This window comes from Schlegelella aquatica (genome assembly GCF_026013905.1).
Taxonomy (GTDB): domain Bacteria; phylum Pseudomonadota; class Gammaproteobacteria; order Burkholderiales; family Burkholderiaceae_C; genus Caldimonas; species Caldimonas aquatica.
In genome coordinates this window covers 1,484,610-1,502,403 of record NZ_CP110257.1, presented here as the reverse complement: position 1 = coordinate 1,502,403, position 17,794 = coordinate 1,484,610, and the positions used below count along the sequence as shown (strand labels likewise).

The window sequence follows — 17,794 nt, the reverse complement described above, 5'->3', positions numbered from 1 at the left end:
CGCTCGTGTCGCTCATGCCTGTCGCGCCCGAGGCGCCGGCCTCTGCCGTGCCGCACCCGGCGGAGCTGATCGCTCCCGCGGGCTGGCACCGCATCGACCTGCTGTCGGATCTGCACTTGCACGCCGGGCTGCCGCGCACGGCTGCGGCCCTGCGCGACCATCTCCTTCACACGCCGGCGCAGGCGGTGCTGATCCTGGGTGATCTTTTCGAGGCCTGGGTGGGCGACGACGCGGCCGACGAGGGCTTCGAGCACGAGGTGGGCCTGTGGTTGCGCGCTGCGGCGCGGGGGCGGTGGATCGGCTTCATGGCCGGCAACCGCGACTTCCTCGTCGGCCCGGCCTTCCTGGGGGCGTGCGGCATCCATCCGCTGGCCGACCCCACGGTGCTCCACGCCTTCGGACGGCGTTATCTGCTCACCCATGGCGACGCGCTGTGTCTGGCCGATGTGGACTACCAGCGGTTTCGCGCCGAAGTGCGCACGGCGGTCTGGCGCAAGCGGTTCCTCGCGCAGCCCCTCGGGGTGCGCCGGCAGATCGCGTGCCAGCTGCGGGCCGCCAGCGAGGAGCGCAAGCGCCGCCTGGGACGCGAGGCGTATGCCGACGTGGACCGCGACGCCGCGCTGCGCTGGCTGGAGGCTGGCGCTGCTGACGCGCTCATCCACGGCCACACGCACCGTCCGGGCGACGGCCCGCTGGACGATCGGCGGCTGCGTCATGTGTTGAGCGACTGGGATCTGGACGAGGACGGGACCGGGCACGCCCCCCGGGCGGAGGTCGTGCGGCTCTCCCCCGCCGGCCTGGAGCGCATCTCGCTGGTGGACGGAGGCCGCTGATGTGGCCCACGTGGTGGCGACGCTGGCAAGCACGCCGGCAGGAGCGCGTGCTCCAGTCGCGCCCGATTCCCGACCCCCTGTGGCATGCGGTGCTCGATCAGTTTCCCTTTCTGAGGCAGCGCGCTCCTGGGGACGTGGATGAGCTGCGCCGGCTGGCCACGCTCTTTCTCGACCGCAAGGAGTTCACCGGCGCCGGCGGCTTGACGATCACCGACGAGATGGCCGTCGCCATAGCCGCCCAGGCCTGTCTGCCGGTGCTCAAACTCGGCTTGCACCTCTACGACGACTTCGTCGGCATCGTCGTGCACCCGGATGAAGTGGTGGCGCGGCGCGAGGTGATGGACGAGGACGGCGTCGTCCACCGCTACGACGAGGTGCTGGCCGGCGAGGCGATGGACCGCGGCCCGGTGATGCTCTCCTGGCGGGACGTGCGCGAGGCGGGTGCCGGTGCCGAGGGGGCCTACAACGTGGTGATCCACGAATTCGTCCATAAGCTCGACATGCAAGACGGCGAGTCCGACGGCGTTCCTCCGCTGCCGCCCGCCGCGCGAGCCGCATGGATCGACGTGATCGACGCGGAGTTCGAGCGCTTCTGCACCGACGTGGACGAAGGCCGCGAGACGTTCCTGGACCCCTATGGGGCGCAGGGCTGCGACGAGTTCTTCGCGGTCGCCGCGGAAGCCTTCTTCGTCGCCCCACTCGCCTTTCGAGCGGAGCACCCCGCGCTCTACGAGCAGTTCAAGAGCTACTTCAGACAGGACCCGGCGGCCACCGCGGACAGCCCGTGACCCTCGCGCGGGGCCTCGCGTCACCGCCGCTCGAAGACGGCGATGCTCTCGACGTGCGCGGTGTGCGGGAACATGTTCACGGCACCGGCCGCGACACAGGTGTAGCCAGCCTGATGCACCAGCAGCCCCGCGTCGCGCGCCAGCGTCGCCGGGTTGCACGACACGTACACGATGCGCCGGGGCGCCTGCCAGCCGCTCAGGCCCCCACTCAGGCCCCCTTGCTGGTGCACGTCGGCCAGCGCCTTGGCCAGTGCGAACGCCCCCTCCCTGGGCGGATCGACCAGCCACTTGTCAGCGCTGCCATAGCGCAGCAGATCCTGCGGCTCCAGCTCGAAGAGGTTGCGCGCCTCGAAGGAGGTACGCGCTTCCAGCCGGTTGAGGCGCGCGTTGTCCTGCGAGCGCTGCACCAGCGCCTCGCTGCCTTCCACACCCAGCACCTGCCGTGCTCGCCGCGCGATCGGCAGCGTGAAGTTGCCCAGGCCGCAGAACCAGTCGATCACCCGCTCATGCGGCTGCGGGTCGAGCAGGCGCACGGCGCGCCCGACGAGCATCCGGTTGATGTGATGGTTGACCTGCGTGAAGTCCGTCGGCCGGAACGGCATGCGCACGTCGAACTCGGGCAGCGAATACGCCAGCACCGGACCGCCTTCGTCGAGCCGATGGATCGAATCGGGCCCCTTCGGTTGCAGCCACCACTGCACCCCATGTTCCTCGGCAAACCTGCGCAGGCGGGCGATATCGGCCTCGCTCAGCGGCTCCAGATGCCGCAGCACGAGCGCCGTCGCCCGGCCCTCGTCATGCTCGCCCACGGCCACCTCGATCTGCGGCAGGCGATCGGGCCGGTCCATCGACGAGATGAGGTGACGCAGCGGCACCAGCATCGCGCTCACGTGCGGCGGCAGCACCTGGCAGCTCGTCATGTCGGCCACGTAGCTCGACTTGCGCTCATGAAAACCGACCAGCACGCCGCCCTTCTTCGGCACCATGCGCACCGACAGCCGCGCGCGAAAGCGGTAGCCCCAGGTCGGCCCCTCGATCGGCCGCAATATCGTCTCGGGCCGCACCTTGCCGAGGTGCCAGAGGTTGTCCTCGAGCACGCGCTGCTTCACGGCCACCTGCGCCGAGATGTGGAAATGCTGCATCTTGCAGCCGCCGCACACGCCGAAGTGGACGCAGCGCGGCACCACACGCTGCGAGCTCTCCTTGCGCAGCGCGACCACGCGCGCCTGCTCCCAGTTGTTCTTGCGCCGCGTGACGGCGACCTGCACTTCTTCGCCCGGAAGGGCGCCCTCGATGAAGACGACCTTGCCTTCCGCGTCGTGAGCCACGCCCTGGGCCTCGAGGTCGAGCGACTCGACCTTCAGCCACTCATTCGCTTGTGTCATGGGCGGAATTATCCGCCCCAGGCTTGCAGGTACTCGCGCCAATGCGGCTCGTCCCAGCCGGCCAGCGTGCTGCGCACGTGGTCGATTTCACGCTGGTATTCCGCCTCGGTGAAGCCGCCGCGCATCTGCTGAAAGCGGCAGTACAGCAGATAGGTGTTCATCACGTCGGTCTCGCAGTACCGGCGGATCTCCTCCAGCTGCCCGGCGCGGTAGGCCCCGTACACGGCCGAGCCGTCCATGCCCAGCTTGCCGGGAAAGCCGCACAGCTTGGCCATCGCATCCAGCGGTGCGTTGGCCCGCGGCTGGTACATGGCCAGCAGGTCCATCAGGTCCAGGTGCCGCATGTGGTAGCGGGAGATGTAGTTGTTCCACTTGAACTCGCGGTCGTCTTCGCCCAAGTCCCAGTAGCGGCTCGCCACCACGCCATGCCGCAGGCCACGGTAGTGCAACACCGGCAAGTCGAACCCCCCGCCGTTCCAGCTCACCAACTGCGGCACGTGCTTCTCGATGCTGTTGAAGAACGCCTGGATGATGCGTCCTTCCTGGCTTGCGCCGTCGGTCTCGCGGTCCACGAAGGAATGCACCCGCAGCCCCTCGGCATTGCGGAACACGCAGCTGATCACCAGCACCCGTTGCAGGTAGTGCGGCAGGAACTCGCTCTGCCCCGCCTGAGCCCGCTCGGCCATGACCTTCTCATAGAGGTGGTCGTCATCGAGCTCGGGCGCACCGTGGAGCGCGCGCAGCCCGGCGAGGTCGGGGATGGTTTCGATGTCGAAGACGAGTACGGGCCAGGCCATGGATGCTCGCAGCGAAGAATCGGACCCGCATTATCGGCGGCGGCCGCCAGCGCATGAGCGATCCGCCTCGATCAGAAGATCGAATCGCGGTCCACACCCTGCCGGATCATGCGGCGCTTGAGCTTGACGAGCGCTTCCTGCTGGATCTGGCGAATGCGCTCCCGTGTGAGGCCGAGCCGCGCGGCCAGCACCTCGAGCGTCTCCGGCTCCCGGTCGTGCAGACCGTAGCGGCCGGCGAGCACTTCGCGCTCGCGCTCGCTCAACTCCCCCAGCCAGGTGTCCAGCAAATGCTCGACCTCGTGGTTCAGCGTGAGACCCATGGGGTCGACGGCCTGCTCGTCGGCCACCATGTCCATCATGGACTCCGCGTTGTCGCGTTCCAGGGGCGCGTCGAGTGAGGTGGGCAGCTCGGCGAACTTGAGCAACTGCGCCACCTCCTGGACGGGACGGCCGAGCCGCGCGGCCACGTCTTCCACGCGCACCTGCGCCTCTTGCGAGCCGTTGGACCGCTCCGACTCCAACTGCCGGCGCACCTTGAGCACCTGGTTGAGTTCGCGCACGACGTGCACGGGCAGGCGCACGAGTCTCGCCTGATGCATGATCGCGCGTTCGATGCTCTGCCGGATCCACCAGGAGGCATACGTCGAGAAGCGAAAGCCCCGCTCGGGCTCGAACTTCCCGATGGCGTGCATCAGGCCCAGGTTGCCTTCTTCGATCAGATCGGTGAGCGGCAATCCCCGACCGAGATAGTTCTTGGCGATGCTGACCACGAGCCGCAGGTTGTGCTCGATCATCGCCTGGCGCGCCTCGAAGTCGCCCTGTCGCGCCCTGCGTGCGGTCTCGAACTCCTGCTCGGGTGTCAGCAGCGGCGTGCGTCGGATGTCGCGCAGGTAGGTCTGCAGCGTATTGCCGACGTCCGCCTCCCCCGCCTCCAGGGCGGACTTGTCTCCCGCATCCCCGGCCGACGGAGCGGCCTGCGCAGGGTCGTTGAGGTCCGCCGGGGGGAGGGTGCCGAGGGGATTCAAACCCTCGAGCGCCGGGTCGGTGCCGCCGGGTTCGAGCGGGTCGGGAAGCGATCCGGCCTCATGCTCGTTTGGCTTCCACCCGCTCACGACGGCCTCCTCGGCTCAGTGCCTCATGGTGTCAACGAGGCGGCAGGAACCTGGTCGGGTCCACCGGCTTGCCCTGTCGGCGGATCTCGAAATGCAGCTTCACCCGGTCCGAATCGGTCGAACCCATCTCGGCGATCTTCTGCCCGCGCCGCACACTCTGGTCCTCCTTGACCAACAGCGTCTGATTGTGCGCGTATGCCGTCAAGTAGTTGTTGCTGTGCTTGACGATGACGAGGTTGCCGTAACCCCTCAGGCCCGAGCCGGCGTACACCACCCGACCATCGGCCGCAGCCAGGATGGGATCGCCGGCCTTGCCCGCGATGCCGATGCCCTTGTTGCGGGACTCGTCGAACGGCGCGATCACCGGCCCGCTGGCGGGCCAGGCCCAGGTGATGTTGTCTTCCTCGGCTTCTCTCGCAGCTGCCGGCGGGCTGGCGGCCGGCGGAGCCGCCGGCGAGGCGGCCGGCGCGGCACCAGGCACGGTGGCCGGCACTGCAGAGGCCGCCGGCGCGGACGCCGTGGCCCCCGGTGCAGCAGAGACCGCAGGGCCGGCAGCGGAGGCCGCAGGCGAGGAGGCCGGCGCAGCCGGCTTGCTGTCCAGTGGACGGGGCTCGACCTTCGCAGTGGTCACAGGGCGCGTCGACACCCCTGTCGGGTCGGCAGCCGGCGGCACGACGCGCAGCACCTGCCCGACTTCGAGCAGGTTCGGGTTCTCGAGGTTGTTCCAGCGGGCGATGTCGCGCCAGTTCTGCCCGGTATCCAGGCCGATGCGAATGAGCGTGTCGCCCGGCTTGACGGTGTAGTAGCCGGGCTTGCCGGCATTCTCGATGCCGGGAGGAGGCGGCTTCGGTGCCTCTGCCGGGGCGGCGCCCACGCGCTGCGAAGCGTTGCGCTCCTCCACCGGGGCCCGGTGCCGCGGCGATGCGCACGCGGCCAACAGGAGGGCGATGGCAATGCACGCGCCCGTCTTGAAACTCATCAAACCTCCAGTGTGCGTCACGATGAGAGAGGGAGTTTCGGCACGCCCCGCTTCAAGCCGTCCGCGCGGGAGTCGAGGCCGCGGCGGCAAGCGGCCGCGCGGCGCTTGTTTCAGGTCGTGCCAGATTTTAAAGGGACAAAGTGAACGGCCTCGTGTTCCGTGTGCACCAGGCCGCGCTCGGTGCGCTCGACGAGCACCAGCACTTGCCCGCCGCCGCGCACCACCGGCGCCACCAGCCGGCCTCCCACGGCCAGCTGATCCAGCCAGGCCGCGGGGAGTTCATCGCCTCCGGCGGCTGCGATGATGCCGTCGTAAGGGGCGTTCGGCCCATGGCCGAGCCGTCCGTCGCCGTAGACCAGCCGGACGTTGTGGAGCCGCAAGGGGGCCAACAGTTCCCTCGCCCGATCGTGCAGGGGCTTCAAACGCTCGACCGAGATCACCTGCCTCGCCAGTTGCGCGAGCACGGCCGCCTGGTAGCCACAGCCCGTCCCGATCTCGAGCACGCGCGACAAGGGAGCCGCGCGTCCGCCGCACATCAGCTCGATCATCCGAGCCACGACCGAAGGCTTGGAGATGGTCTGCCCCAGCCCGATGGGCAGCGCCGTGTCCTCGTACGCCTGATTCGCCAAGGCCGAGTCGACGAACGCATGCCGAGGGATCTTCAGCATCGCCGCCAGCACCTGTTCGTCGCGCACCCCCTGCTGACGCAGCCGCTCGACCATGCGTGCACGTACGAGGTCCGAGTCGAGCCCGAGCCCCACCGGCCGCACCTCACGGAAGCGCTCGCGCAGGGCGTCCTGGACGGGTCGTTGAGGCGAGATCAGGCCCGGTGTCGGCTTCTTCGCAGGCGCAGCGGGGGGCGTCCCCCCTGGCCCGGAGTGACGGCTCGGCGGGGCGACACGGTCGAGGCTGAGCGGAAAGCGCGCGCTGCCACTGCCTCCCGATTCCGCACGGGCAGGCCGCTGCGGCAGCACCGCAGTCGCCTTGGGACGCGCGGGAGGCTTCACGCTGCGCCCCCCTGCCCCCACCACTGCTGCCACAGCGGCATGCGCGCGTGGTCGGTCAGGTCGACCTGCAACGGCGTGACCGACACCGCGCCTTGCGAGACGGCGTGGAAGTCCGTTCCCTCGCCGGCCTCCCGAGCGGAGCCGGCCGGGCCGATCCAGTAGATGGGCTCTCCCCGGGGATTCGTCTGGCGGATCACCCCCTCGCTCGCATGCCGGCGCCCCAGGCGGGTCCAGCGCACCGGCCCCAGCTCCGCATACGGGCGGTTGGGGATGTTGACGTTGAGCAGGTAAGGACCGGCCGGGGCAGGTCGTGCCACGATCTGGCGCAGGATGTCGCGCGCCACCCGGGCCGCGCTGTCCAGGTGTTCCCATCCCTTGTCCACCAGCGAGAAGGCGACGGCCGGAATGCCGAACAGATAGCCCTCCATCGCCGCAGCGACAGTGCCCGAGTAGAGCGTGTCCTCGCCCAGATTGGCGCCGTTGTTGATGCCCGAGACGACCAGATCGGGCGGGTGGTCGAGCAGACCGGTGAGCGCGACGTGCACGCAGTCCGAAGGGGTGCCATTGATGAAGCGAAAGCCGTTGGGCGCGCGAAACACCGACAGCGGGCGGTGCAAGGTCAGGGAGTTGGACGTGCCGCTCGCATTCTGCTCCGGGGCGACCACCTCCACCTCGGCGAGTTCCCGGCACACCTCGACCAGCGCTTGCAGGCCGGGGGCGAGGTAGCCATCATCGTTGGCGACAAGTATGCGCATGCCCCCCGATTGTAGGGATGCGTATGGAGACGTCACCTCGGTGACGTTCTCCTACAGGCCGGCTGCCTATCATGCGTCAAGCTTCACGGCCCGAGAATGACGGCCGGCGAGACGCTCATCCACGAGGAGAACACGACATGCACGCATGGATCTGCGAGGACCCGGTCGGGCCGCAAGCCTTGACCTGGAAGGAGGTCCCCACACCCTCGCCGGGCAAGGGCGAGGTCCTGGTGTCGATCAAGGCGGCCAGCCTCAACTTCCCCGATCTGCTGATCGTGCAGGGCAAGTATCAGATGAAGCCCCAGCCGCCATTCGTGCCCGGGGCGGAGTTCGCGGGGGTGGTGGAGGCGGTCGGCGAAGGCGTGGCCTCGCTCAAACCTGGCATGGCGGTGGCCACCTTTGCAGGACTGGGCGGCTTCGCCACGCACGCCTGTGTGCCCCAGGCCGTGGTGATGCCTGTGCCCCCAGGATTCCCGTTCGCCGATGCCGCCGCCTTCCTGTGCACCTACGGCACCACCTACCATGCGTTGATCGACCGCGCCAGCCTCAAGGCCGGCGAGACCGTCCTGGTGCTCGGCGCCGCGGGAGGTGTCGGGACGGCCGCGATCCAGATCGCCAAGGCCGCCGGCGCCACGGTGATCGCGGCCGCATCCAGCGACGAGAAGTGCGCGCTGTGCCGCCAGCTGGGGGCCGACGCCACCATCAACTACAGTCGCAGCAACATCCGTGACGAGATCAAGACCCTGACCGGCGGGCGAGGCCCGGATGTCGTCTACGACCCGGTCGGTGGCGATCTGGCAGAGCCGGTGTTCCGCTCGATCGCGTGGCGGGGCCGCTACCTGGTGATCGGATTCGCACAGGGACAGATCCCCGCCCTGCCGCTCAACCTGCCCCTGCTCAAGGGTGCGTCGATCGTGGGCGTTTTCTGGGGCGAGTTCGCACGCAGAGAGCCGCAGCACAACGCTGCGGCTCTCGCCCAACTTGCCACCTGGTACGGCGAGGGCAAGGTCAAACCGGTGATCGAGCACCAGTTGCCGATGCAAGAGCTGCCCCGTGCGTTCGAGCTGATGGCTTCACGGCAGGTGCGCGGCAAAGTGGTGCTGACAAACCCCTGAACCTCGCCTGCCGCGCTACCATAGCCGCAGCGCGGACGAACTGGCCGACCGGTGCCGGACAGCCGCGGCGCCGGAGTTCACCCATGGCCGTTCGGGTCCTGATCGTCGAAGACAACGCCGTTGCGCGCGCATTCTTGGCGCGCGTCGTGCGCGACAGTTTCAGCGAGCCGCTGGAAATCGTCGAAGCCGGTGATCTGGAATCGGCCCGTCGTCTCCTCGGGCTGCATCCTCAGGCCGCGGGCCACGCGGGGGTGTTCAAGCTCGCGCTGCTCGACATGGAATTGCCCGACGGCAGCGGACTGGACTTGCTGATCCGCATGGCGCAGTACCCCGCCTTGAAGGTCGTCACCACGCTGTACTCGGACGACGAACACCTGTTCTCCGCATTGCAATGCGGTGCTCAAGGCTACTTGCTCAAGGAAGACCGCTACGAAGTGCTGGTGGAGGAGTTGCAGCGCATCGTCAAGGGCGAACGCCCCGTCTCCGCGTCGCTCGCGCGCAGGCTGCTCGCCCACTTCCGGCTCCCGGGGGACCGCCCCTCCCGGTTCGGCGATTCGGCGCTCGGCGGGTTGGCGCCCCCCACCTCCAGCGACGACGCCGACCGCCTCTCGCCGAAGGAGGTGGAAGTCCTCACGTACCTCAGCAAGGGGTTCACGCTCAAGGAGATCGCCAGCCTGATGGGCATCAAGTGGTTCGCCGTCAACGACCACATCAAGGCCATCTACCACAAGCTCTGGGCGTCGAGCGGGATCTCGGCGGGCGCCGCGCGCAGTGCGGGCTGAGGCGATCCGCTCACCGGGCCCGCGCGCGCGTCGCACTCATCCGTCGCTGAAGCGCTCGTTGCGAGCCGCTCGGTACTCGCGCTCACCATCGGCGGTCAAGGTGACCTGATCGCCTTCACGACGCAGCAAGCCCTGCCGCACGTAGTCGTCGATGCGCTCGGGGCCGACGAGCTCCACCTGCCCCTGCAGCAGGAAGTCCACGGCCTCGCTGAATGCGATGCGCTCGGCTGCCGTCTTCCACATGGCCGCTCCCCTCAACGCCGCCGCCCGGCGCGACGCAACTCGAAGAAGCTGCCGCGGCAGGCCCGGCACTGCATCGGGGCCGGCTGCTCCCGCGCGAACAAGTACCCCAGCCCGCAGACCGAGCACCTCCATGCCCGGCTGCGTGCGACGGGAGGGGCCCAGCCCGAGGGCTGTCCCAGCAGGTCGGCAAGGCGACGGCGTACTTCTTCCGGCTCCATGCCACACCGGCAGCAAGCACAGTGCCTGCCCGGAAGGGCCGAATGCAGGCCGATTCGAGGGACCCAGTCGCAGAACAGCCCGCCGGCATCCGTGGGCGGGCTCTAAGGGAAGCGAGTCGTGGCGGGCCGCGGGCCTCGTCGGCGTCAGCGGCAGTCGGCTGCCTGCCGGCGCAGCGCTTCGTACTGGGAGCGCGCCGTCTCGCTGGCCCATCGCGACGACGCGCTGGTCTCGGCATTGCGCAGCTCCAGCGAGGAGGGGCACGGCGGCCGCACGCGGCCCGTGTCGCGGTTCTGGATGGCCGTCACCTGCCCGCCTTGCGTGTACACATAGTAGGTGCGGTCACCTCGCCGATAGATGCGCTGCTCCATGGCGCCGGCGCCGTAGTTCGAGACGTTGACCCGCTCGGGCAGACCGAGCACCTGCTGCAGCTGCTCGGCGGTCATGCCCACCGCGGGCTCGCCGCTCTCGGCGGCCAGGCGAATCGCGGTGCGTCGGTCGATGTCCAGGCTGGCCGCCGTCGCGCCCCCCAGCATCGTGCCGCCCAGCTCGGGCAGCGGCTTGACGTCCAGCTCTTTGCCGCCCACGCAGGGCTGCTGCTGGAACACCTTCTGCCCGCCCGGGCCAGGGCACTGGTACACCTGGGCGCCGGCTGCCGAGGCAGCAGTGGCCAGGACAAGAGCGATGGCAAGTGCGCGCATGCGGGGCTCCTCCAGGGTCCGCCAAATGCTACCGGTCTGCCACGTCCGTCGGGACCCCTCTGTAGGGGGACCGGCCGGGCGCCCTCTCACACCTCGATGACTTCGACCGCCAAGGCCGGGGCCTCACCCTCGATCCCGCCGGCGCACACGAACACGCGGTCTCCGACGCTGCCCTGCCCCCGCCTGCACACGCCCGCCGCCCGGCAGCTCCACGGTGGCACGGGCCACGCGCTCGACATCCGCCTCGCCTCGGGCGATGGCTATGATGTCGTACCGGATCTTGGGATCTGCCATGGCTCTACCACCACGTCACGAAAGCCCAGCTGGGCTGGCGTTCCGCACGGCCGCCGCGCTGATGGGCATCGGCGTGTTCTTCATGCCCGCGCTTGGCACAGGGGCCGGGCTCGCGCTCATCGCGCTGGGCGCTGCACTGGGCATCGCGACCTTCGCGTACGCCGTCTGGCGCATGCTCACGGCTTGAGGGCCTCGTGGCTCGCGCGCCGGCGAGCGGCCGCAGCGGGCCCACTCTCGGCGGGCGCGGCGCCTGGCAGCCTCTCGAGACTCGCCCGCAGCACGTCGAGCACCGCGACCGCCCCCCGGCTGCATGGCCGACTCGAACACCAGCACCGGGCGGACCAGCAGATTCGGCAGTCGCTTCAGCTCCGAGCGCGTCGGCGCGTGGTTGAAGTGCATCTTCGCCAAGCGGTCGCCCGTCGTGCTGGCGGGCAGGCCTTTCATGCCGAGGGCGGACAGCACCTCCAGTGGCGCCGCGAGCTGCACCGAGGCCGTTGGACAACAACGCCTACACCGCGCGCGGGTTGAAGACCTCGTGGCAACGGTGTCGAGAGCTACAAGCAAGTAGGCCCTCACGCGGAGGGCCTAGGAATTCTTGGGGTGGCTGATGGGACTCGAACCCACGACAACCAGAATCACAATCTGGGACTCTACCAACTGAGCTACAGCCACCATTCGATCTCCCGACGCTGCCGGCAAGCACCAAACATCATCGAAAGAGCCTGAAAGTATAACCGAATCTTTCTCCGCCGAGGAAGAGGCTCCTCGCACTGGCGGGCGCTTGCTCTCAGGGGGCCGGCGCCTTCGCGGTGAACTGCACCTTGTACCGCTTCTTCAGGAGCTCGTAGTAGGCATCGAGCTCGGCAGAGCGCCAGGCTTGCACTACCTGCCCTTCCAGCTGGGCGGCAGGGACGGCGTCGTCGCGGCCGAGGACCTTCGTCACCTGCACCAGGGCGTGCCCCTGAGCACCGAGATCCACGCTCACCCATGCGGGCAACGCGTCGTCCTTGACTTTGAGTGCCGCATCGACCACCTCGCGCGGCTGGCCGGCCGGTTGTACGCGGGAAACCTTCAGCACCTGGCCGGCGGTGGCCTGGCCCGGGTTCTGGCGCCATTCGGCCAAGCGCGCCTCGGCCTCCTTGCGCGCGAGTTCGGCCGCCAGCTGGGCCGCGACCCGCTCGCGTACGCGGTCCTTCACCTCGTCGAGCGGCAAGGTACGCGCCGGTTGGTGCTCCACCACGCGGGCCGAAACCAGCCGGTTCGGTGCAACCTCCACCGCCTCGATGTTGCGCTTGTTGCGCAGCGACTCGGCCTCGAAAAGCGCCTCCAGCACCTTCGGGTGGGCAATCGCCGCGTCCGCAGTCGGGCCTGCCGAGCGGGTGAGCTGGTCGACGCGCCGCACCTGGAGCTTGAGCTTGTCGGCCACCGGCTGGAGGCTGTCCGGCTGCTCGTACACCATGTTCGAGAACTGGTCGGCCGCCTCGGCATAGCGCTGCTGGGCCAGCTGGTTCTTGACCTCGTCCTCGATCTCGGCACGCACCGCCTCGAAGGGCTTGCGCTCGCCGCCGCGCACCGCGGCGAGCTTGATGATGTGGTAGCCGTGCTCCGTCTCGACCACGTTGCTGATCTCGCCCGGCTTGAGCGCGAAAGCGGCCTCCTCGAACGGTTTGACCATCATGCCGCGACGGAAGAAGTCGAGGTCGCCGCCGTTGGGGGCCGAACCCGGGTCCTGCGAATGCTTGCGCGCCAGATCGGCAAACGCCTCGGGGTTCTTGCGCAGCTGGGCCAACAACTCCTCGGCGCGTGCCTTGGCCTTGGCGCGCCCATCGGGCGCCGACGCATCGGGCTGGATGAGGATGTGGCTCGCCCTGCGCTCCTCGGGGGCGGTGTAACGAGCGGCGTTCTGCTCGTAATACTTGTGCAGTTCCTCCTGCGCGACGGTGATCGTCTTCTTGATGCTGTCGAGGTCGAGCACGACGTACTCCGCCTTGATCTGCTCGGGCGTCTGGAACTGCGCTTCATTGGCCTTGTAGTACGCCTCGATCTGCGCATCGGTGGGCTGTACCTTGCCGAGGTAGTCCTTGGCGTCGAAGCGCACGACGCGCACCTCGCGCTGCTGCAGGAAGGCATCGAGCGCCCGATTGCTCACGCTCTTGCCCACCAGCGCGCTGTCGGCCACGCCACGCAGCACCTGTTGAGCCGAGAGGTCGTGCCGCAGGCGCTGCTCGAACATCTCCACGCTCATGCCCTGGGCCGAGAGGAGGTCTTTGTTGACCGAGCCGTCCGGCTTGCGCAGGAACGCGAACTGCGGGTCGTTGACGAACACACGGTGCAGGCGCTCGTCGCCGGTGAGCAGCTTCAGGTCCTCAGCGGCCTGCGCCAGCACACGCTCGCGCACGAGCATCTCCAGCGTCTGCCGCTTCATCTGCGGCGAGTCGAAGAGCTTGGGATCGACATTGGGCATCTGCGCCCGGGCGCGCTCGACCTGGTTGCGATGCGCTGCGTCGAGTTCGGCCACGGTGATCGTATGGCCCGCCACCTTCGCCACGCCGTCGGCGCCCTCTCGGAACTGGCTGTAGCCCTGCACGCCGAAGAAGACGAACGAAGGGATGATCAACAACAGCAGCACGAAGAACAGGATGCGGGTGTTGTTGCGGACGAAATCGAACATCAACGAACCTCGAGCGTGTCGAAGGAAGGGCCTTTCGGCCTGGGGCAGACACAAAAAAGGCGAACCGCGGTTCGCCTCGTCATCGGAGAGGGGCCACGGGCCGCCGCGATACACAGGGCTGCGGAATCCCGGCGGCCCGTGCGCCAATCAGGCATTCTAGCGACAGCCGGCGACCGCGCCGCGCCGCCGCCCTGCGGCCCGTAGTGTCCCGAGATGGTGGGTGCTGAGGGGCTCGAACCCCCGACCTACGCCTTGTAAGGGCGCCGCTCTACCAACTGAGCTAAGCACCCGGGAACGATGGGTCAGTTCAATGCGTCTTTGAGGGCCTTGCCGGGACGGAACTTCGGAATCTTGGCTGCCTTGATCTTGATGGCGGCGCCCGTGCGGGGGTTGCGGCCGCTTCGAGCCGCGCGCTTGCCCACCGCGAAGGTGCCGAAACCGACGAGCGACACGGTGCCGCCCTTCTTCAGCGTCGTCTTGACACCGCCCAGCATCGCCTCGAGCGCACGAGTGGCCGCGGCCTTGGAGATGTCGGCCTGCTTGGCGATGTGCTCGATCAACTCGGTCTTGTTCACGAAGTACCCCCTCTCTCAGGTCTCACGAGATGGATTTGGTGTGCCGCGAGCACGGGACAGACCCGTGGATCGGCAGCGTGAAACCCCGCACCCTCCGCAAGGCCGCTGCCCGGCCAAATTACAGCGAGGGGTCTAGGCAGTGTCAAGCGCGAGGGCGGATTCTAAGTGGAATCACCCTCGCGCAGTGTGCAGGACTGCCGTAGACCGTCATCGCACGGCCTCGGCGATGGCTCGACCGAGGTCCTCGGTACGCGCCGAGCCGCCGAGATCGGGGGTGCGAGGCCCGCCCGAGGCGGGGTCCAGCACCTGCTCTATCGCGCGGACGATCGCATCGTGCGCCTGCCGGTGACCGAGGAAGTCGAGCATCAGGGCGCCCGACCAGATCTGTCCGATCGGATTGGCGATATGCCGCCCGGCGATGTCGGGCGCCGAACCGTGCACCGGCTCGAACAGCGACGGGAAGCGCTTGTCGGGGTTCAGGTTGGCCGAAGGGGCAATCCCGATCGTGCCGGTGCACGCCGGCCCGAGGTCGCTCAGGATGTCGCCGAACAGGTTGCTCGCCACCACCACATCGAAGTGCTCCGGCCGCTGAACGAAGTGAGCGGTGAGGATGTCGATGTGGAACTTGTCGACGCGCACCTCGGGGTACTCGCGGGCCATGGCCTCCACGCGCTCGTCCCAGTACGGCATGGTGATCGAGATGCCGTTCGACTTGGTCGCGGACGTGAGGTGCTTCTTGGGGCGGGATTGCGCCAACTCGAACGCGTAGCGCAGCACGCGATCGACTCCGGTGCGCGTCATCACGGTCTCCTGGATCACCACCTCGCGCTCGGTGCCCTCGAACATGCGCCCGCCGATGCTGGAGTACTCGCCCTCGGTGTTCTCTCGCACGATGAGCATGTCGATCTCGCCCGGCTGGCGCTCGCTGCCGTCACGGCGCACCAGTGGCGAGCGAATCCCGGGCATGAGCCGTGCGGGGCGCAGATTCACGTACTGGTCGAACTCGCGCCGGAACTTGAGCAGCGAGCCCCACAGCGAGACGTGGTCGGGGATCTTCTCGGGCCAGCCCACGGCGCCGAAGTAGATCGCATCGTGACCCCCGATCCGATCCTTCCAGTCGTCGGGCAGCATCTGGCCGTGGCGCTCGTAGTAGTCCCAGCTCGAGAAGTCGAAATGGTCGAACGCGACGCCGATGCCGAACCGGCGCGCCGCGGCGTCCAGCACACGCAGGCCCTCGGGCATCACCTCCTTGCCGATCCCGTCGCCCGGGATCACGGCGATGCGGTAGGTCTTGCTCATCGTCACTCCTTGAAGAACACGCGGATGTCGTCGCGCGGCGCGGCGAGTGGGCACACCGGCGCAAGATCCTCGCGGCGGTGCGCCCCGGGCTAGCGAGTCGGCCGCACGACCAGCAGCACGCCGAACACGGCGAGGCCCATACCCACGAGGGTAAGCACAGTCAGGGGTTCGCGGAAGAGAAGCCACGCCATCAGCGCCGTGCAAGGCGGCACGAGGTAGAGCAGGCTCGTCACCGCGGTGGCCGCCCCCCGTTGGATCAGGAGGTACAGCAGCGAGCTGCCCCCGAGGGTCAGCCCGAGCACCGACCACGCCATCGCACCGAGAAGATGCGGGTGCAGGACGACGGGCTCGCTCTCCCACCAGGCCACCGGCAAGGAGACGAGCCACGCCGCGGCCAGTTGGACGGTGTTGGCGGTGCGCACGTCGCAAGGCTGCACGTGGCGCTTCTGGTAGAGCGTGCCGGTGGTGATGGCCAGCAGCGCGAACACCGCGAGCCCGAGATTCAGCGGGTTGATCTCCCCCACGCCCAGCTTGCCGTGCACGACGAGCACCAGCCCGCCGAAGCCGAGCGCGAGCCCCATCCATTGGCGCGCGGTCACGCGGTTCTGCGCATCGCGCGCAGTGAGCCAGACAGCGGTGAGCACGGGCTGCAGGCCGACGATCAGGGCAACGGTGCCTGCCCCCATGCCGGCCTTGACGGCCGCCCACACGCCCCCCAGGTAGCCCGCATGCATCAGGACGCCCGTGACGGCCAGGTGCCCCCATTGGGCGGCCCCTCGCGGCCACTGGGCCTGCGAGAGCCCCACCCACACCAGGAAGCACAGGATCGACAGGCCGTACCGCCACGTGAGGAACGTGATCGGTGGCGAGTAGGGCATGCCGTAGCGGGCGACGATGAAGCCCGTGCTCCAGACGAGCACGAACACCCACGGCATCGCGCGCAGCAACGCGTCGCCACGGCCGTGCGCGACGGTATTCACTGGGCCTTGGCGCGGATCTCTGGCAGCGCCTTCTGCAGGTAGTACACCATGGACCAGATGGTGAGCACCGCCGCCAGGTAGATGAGGCCGGTGCCCCAGATCCTCGTATCCACCCGACCCAGCACGACACCGTCATAGAGCAGGAAAGGGATCGCGATCATCTGGGTGGTCGTCTTGAGCTTGCCCAGCATGTGCACCGCCACGCTGCGCGAGGCGCCGATCTGGGCCATCCATTCGCGCAGCGCGGAGATGGCGATCTCCCGCCCGATGATGACGAGCGCGACGAGGGCGTTGACACGATCGAGTTGCACCAAGACCAGGAGCGACGCGCACACCAGGAACTTGTCGGCCACGGGATCGAGGAAGGCCCCGAAAGCGGAGGTCTGGTTGAGCTTGCGGGCGAGCCACCCGTCCAGCCAGTCCGTCAGCGCGAAGACGACGAACAGCACGGTCGCGATCAGATTGCGGGTGCTTCCCTCCAGCGGGAGGTAGAACACGGCCACGATGAGCGGGATCGCGACGATGCGCGCCCAGGTGAGCAGCGTCGGCAGATTGAAGAACATGGCGCGGATTGTGTCTCAAAGCCGCGCCGGGCTCGTGACAGAGTCCGGCCGGGGGCGGTCGGCCGGTGCACGGGCCTTCCATCTTCGCCCCCCGGGGCTGGCGCCCCACCCCCCATGGGGGTCGCGGCCCGGCTCCGGGCGGCCGAGCGCCCGGCCTTCAGTCCAGCGTGCGCGGCTTGAAGCGGCGGTCGTCGCGGAACAGGAACGTCTCCGGGAACTTCCACGGTTTGGGCAGGTGCGCCACGCTGCCGAAGGGCGCGGCGCGCCGCACGGCGTCGATGGCGATCTGGGTGGTGTCGCGCGCCTGCCCCGGGTAGCGCAGCACTTCGATGCGACGGATGCTGCCGTCGGCATTGAGCTCGATCTCGAGCACCGGGATGGCCAGCAGAATGTCCGGCGGGGCGTCGAGGTAGACGCGCTCGGCGTTGACTTCAGCCAGACGCTGGGCGACGCGCAGCCGGTACTCGGCCCAGTTGCGGGCCGGCCCCAGGGTCGGTCGCGTCGGGCCGGTGGGCGCACCGGCTGCCGGCAGCTTCGCGGCGGGCGGCGCCTCGCCCGGGCCGCGCGGTGCCTGGGCACAGCCGACCAGAAAGGACGCGGCACCCGCCACCATGCCGGACCACGCCAGCACTCGCGCGCGCCAGCCCTTGTTGCGATCGCCATTCGTCATTGCCGTGTGTTCCTTCCCCGTGGGGCGCC

The 17,794-nt window shown here is 68.7% G+C and carries 19 protein-coding genes and 2 tRNA genes; 5 read left to right on the top strand and 16 right to left on the bottom strand.

The features are described 5' to 3' along the window. Positions 1–14 precede the first annotated feature (14 nt). Together OMP39_RS06740 and OMP39_RS06735 are read left to right on the top strand one after the other, a co-directional pair. On the top strand, positions 15–833 hold the full coding sequence (locus OMP39_RS06740; RefSeq protein WP_264894462.1) for a UDP-2,3-diacylglucosamine diphosphatase: 819 nt from the start codon (positions 15–17) through the stop codon (positions 831–833). Continuing rightward, a complete protein-coding gene (locus tag OMP39_RS06735; RefSeq protein WP_264894179.1) occupies positions 833–1,621 on the top strand; it encodes a M90 family metallopeptidase in 789 nt (262 codons plus the stop codon). Before OMP39_RS06740 ends, OMP39_RS06735 begins: the two co-directional genes overlap by 1 nt. A 20-nt stretch (positions 1,622–1,641) precedes the next feature. Here OMP39_RS06735 and rlmD read toward each other — a convergent pair whose 3' ends face one another. From rlmD to surE, 6 genes are all read right to left on the bottom strand, one after another. Continuing rightward, positions 1,642–3,006: a 23S rRNA (uracil(1939)-C(5))-methyltransferase RlmD gene (gene rlmD / locus OMP39_RS06730; RefSeq protein WP_264894178.1), complete on the bottom strand. Its 1,365-nt coding sequence runs from the start codon at positions 3,004–3,006 to the stop codon at positions 1,642–1,644. A gap of 8 nt (positions 3,007–3,014) precedes the next feature. Beyond that, positions 3,015–3,803, bottom strand: coding sequence for a 3'-5' exonuclease (locus tag OMP39_RS06725; RefSeq protein WP_264894177.1), 789 nt, complete (start codon positions 3,801–3,803; stop codon positions 3,015–3,017). 71 nt (positions 3,804–3,874) lie between these two features. Continuing rightward, complete coding sequence (rpoS, locus tag OMP39_RS06720; protein WP_264894176.1) at positions 3,875–4,915, bottom strand: RNA polymerase sigma factor RpoS; 1,041 nt, start codon at positions 4,913–4,915, stop codon at positions 3,875–3,877. 31 nt (positions 4,916–4,946) lie between these two features. Then, complete coding sequence (locus OMP39_RS06715; RefSeq protein WP_264894175.1) at positions 4,947–5,894, bottom strand: peptidoglycan DD-metalloendopeptidase family protein; 948 nt, start codon at positions 5,892–5,894, stop codon at positions 4,947–4,949. 110 nt (positions 5,895–6,004) lie between these two features. Further along, positions 6,005–6,865, bottom strand: coding sequence for a protein-L-isoaspartate(D-aspartate) O-methyltransferase (locus OMP39_RS06710; RefSeq protein ID WP_425340672.1), 861 nt, complete (start codon positions 6,863–6,865; stop codon positions 6,005–6,007). 32 nt (positions 6,866–6,897) lie between these two features. Further along, a complete protein-coding gene (gene surE, locus OMP39_RS06705; RefSeq protein WP_264894173.1) occupies positions 6,898–7,656 on the bottom strand; it encodes a 5'/3'-nucleotidase SurE in 759 nt (252 codons plus the stop codon). Positions 7,657–7,793: 137 nt separating this feature from the next. Between surE and OMP39_RS06700 the strand changes: the two genes are divergently transcribed. Both OMP39_RS06700 and OMP39_RS06695 read left to right on the top strand, forming a co-directional pair. Further along, positions 7,794–8,771 (top strand): NADPH:quinone oxidoreductase family protein, encoded by a 978-nt coding sequence (locus tag OMP39_RS06700; RefSeq protein ID WP_264894171.1) that lies wholly within the window; start codon positions 7,794–7,796, stop codon positions 8,769–8,771. An 83-nt stretch (positions 8,772–8,854) separates the two neighbouring features. Further along, complete coding sequence (locus OMP39_RS06695; RefSeq protein ID WP_264894169.1) at positions 8,855–9,553, top strand: response regulator; 699 nt, start codon at positions 8,855–8,857, stop codon at positions 9,551–9,553. Between the two features lie 36 nt (positions 9,554–9,589). Here OMP39_RS06695 and OMP39_RS06690 read toward each other — a convergent pair whose 3' ends face one another. After that, a complete protein-coding gene (locus tag OMP39_RS06690) occupies positions 9,590–9,796 on the bottom strand; it encodes a hypothetical protein (RefSeq protein ID WP_264894167.1) in 207 nt (68 codons plus the stop codon). A 362-nt stretch (positions 9,797–10,158) separates the two neighbouring features. Continuing rightward, entirely contained in the window at positions 10,159–10,713 is a 555-nt protein-coding gene (locus tag OMP39_RS06685) for a DUF4124 domain-containing protein (RefSeq protein ID WP_264894165.1), read from the bottom strand. Positions 10,714–11,005: 292 nt separating this feature from the next. Between OMP39_RS06685 and OMP39_RS06680 the strand changes: the two genes are divergently transcribed. After that, the gene (locus tag OMP39_RS06680; protein ID WP_264894163.1) at positions 11,006–11,194 is read left to right on the top strand and encodes a hypothetical protein; all 189 of its coding nucleotides are present in this window, start codon (positions 11,006–11,008) and stop codon (positions 11,192–11,194) included. 409 nt (positions 11,195–11,603) lie between these two features. On the opposite strand, the gene OMP39_RS06675 is transcribed toward OMP39_RS06680, so the two are convergent. The 8 genes from OMP39_RS06675 to OMP39_RS06640 all read right to left on the bottom strand — a co-directional run bounded on the left by OMP39_RS06675 (position 11,604) and on the right by OMP39_RS06640 (position 17,765). Beyond that, positions 11,604–11,679 (bottom strand) — tRNA-His (locus OMP39_RS06675). Between the two features lie 115 nt (positions 11,680–11,794). After that, complete coding sequence (locus OMP39_RS06670) at positions 11,795–13,678, bottom strand: SurA N-terminal domain-containing protein (protein ID WP_264894161.1); 1,884 nt, start codon at positions 13,676–13,678, stop codon at positions 11,795–11,797. A 214-nt stretch (positions 13,679–13,892) separates the two neighbouring features. Beyond that, positions 13,893–13,968, bottom strand: a tRNA-Val gene (locus tag OMP39_RS06665). Between the two features lie 12 nt (positions 13,969–13,980). Beyond that, positions 13,981–14,253: an HU family DNA-binding protein gene (locus OMP39_RS06660; protein WP_264894159.1), complete on the bottom strand. Its 273-nt coding sequence runs from the start codon at positions 14,251–14,253 to the stop codon at positions 13,981–13,983. Positions 14,254–14,460: 207 nt separating this feature from the next. Then, the gene (locus OMP39_RS06655) at positions 14,461–15,552 is read right to left on the bottom strand and encodes a tartrate dehydrogenase (RefSeq protein WP_264894157.1); all 1,092 of its coding nucleotides are present in this window, start codon (positions 15,550–15,552) and stop codon (positions 14,461–14,463) included. A gap of 89 nt (positions 15,553–15,641) precedes the next feature. Beyond that, entirely contained in the window at positions 15,642–16,487 is an 846-nt protein-coding gene (locus OMP39_RS06650) for a DMT family transporter (RefSeq protein ID WP_264894458.1), read from the bottom strand. A gap of 41 nt (positions 16,488–16,528) precedes the next feature. After that, positions 16,529–17,095: a CDP-diacylglycerol--glycerol-3-phosphate 3-phosphatidyltransferase gene (pgsA, locus tag OMP39_RS06645; protein ID WP_264894156.1), complete on the bottom strand. Its 567-nt coding sequence runs from the start codon at positions 17,093–17,095 to the stop codon at positions 16,529–16,531. A gap of 157 nt (positions 17,096–17,252) precedes the next feature. Beyond that, a complete protein-coding gene (locus tag OMP39_RS06640; RefSeq protein ID WP_264894155.1) occupies positions 17,253–17,765 on the bottom strand; it encodes a hypothetical protein in 513 nt (170 codons plus the stop codon). Positions 17,766–17,794: the final 29 nt, after the last annotated feature.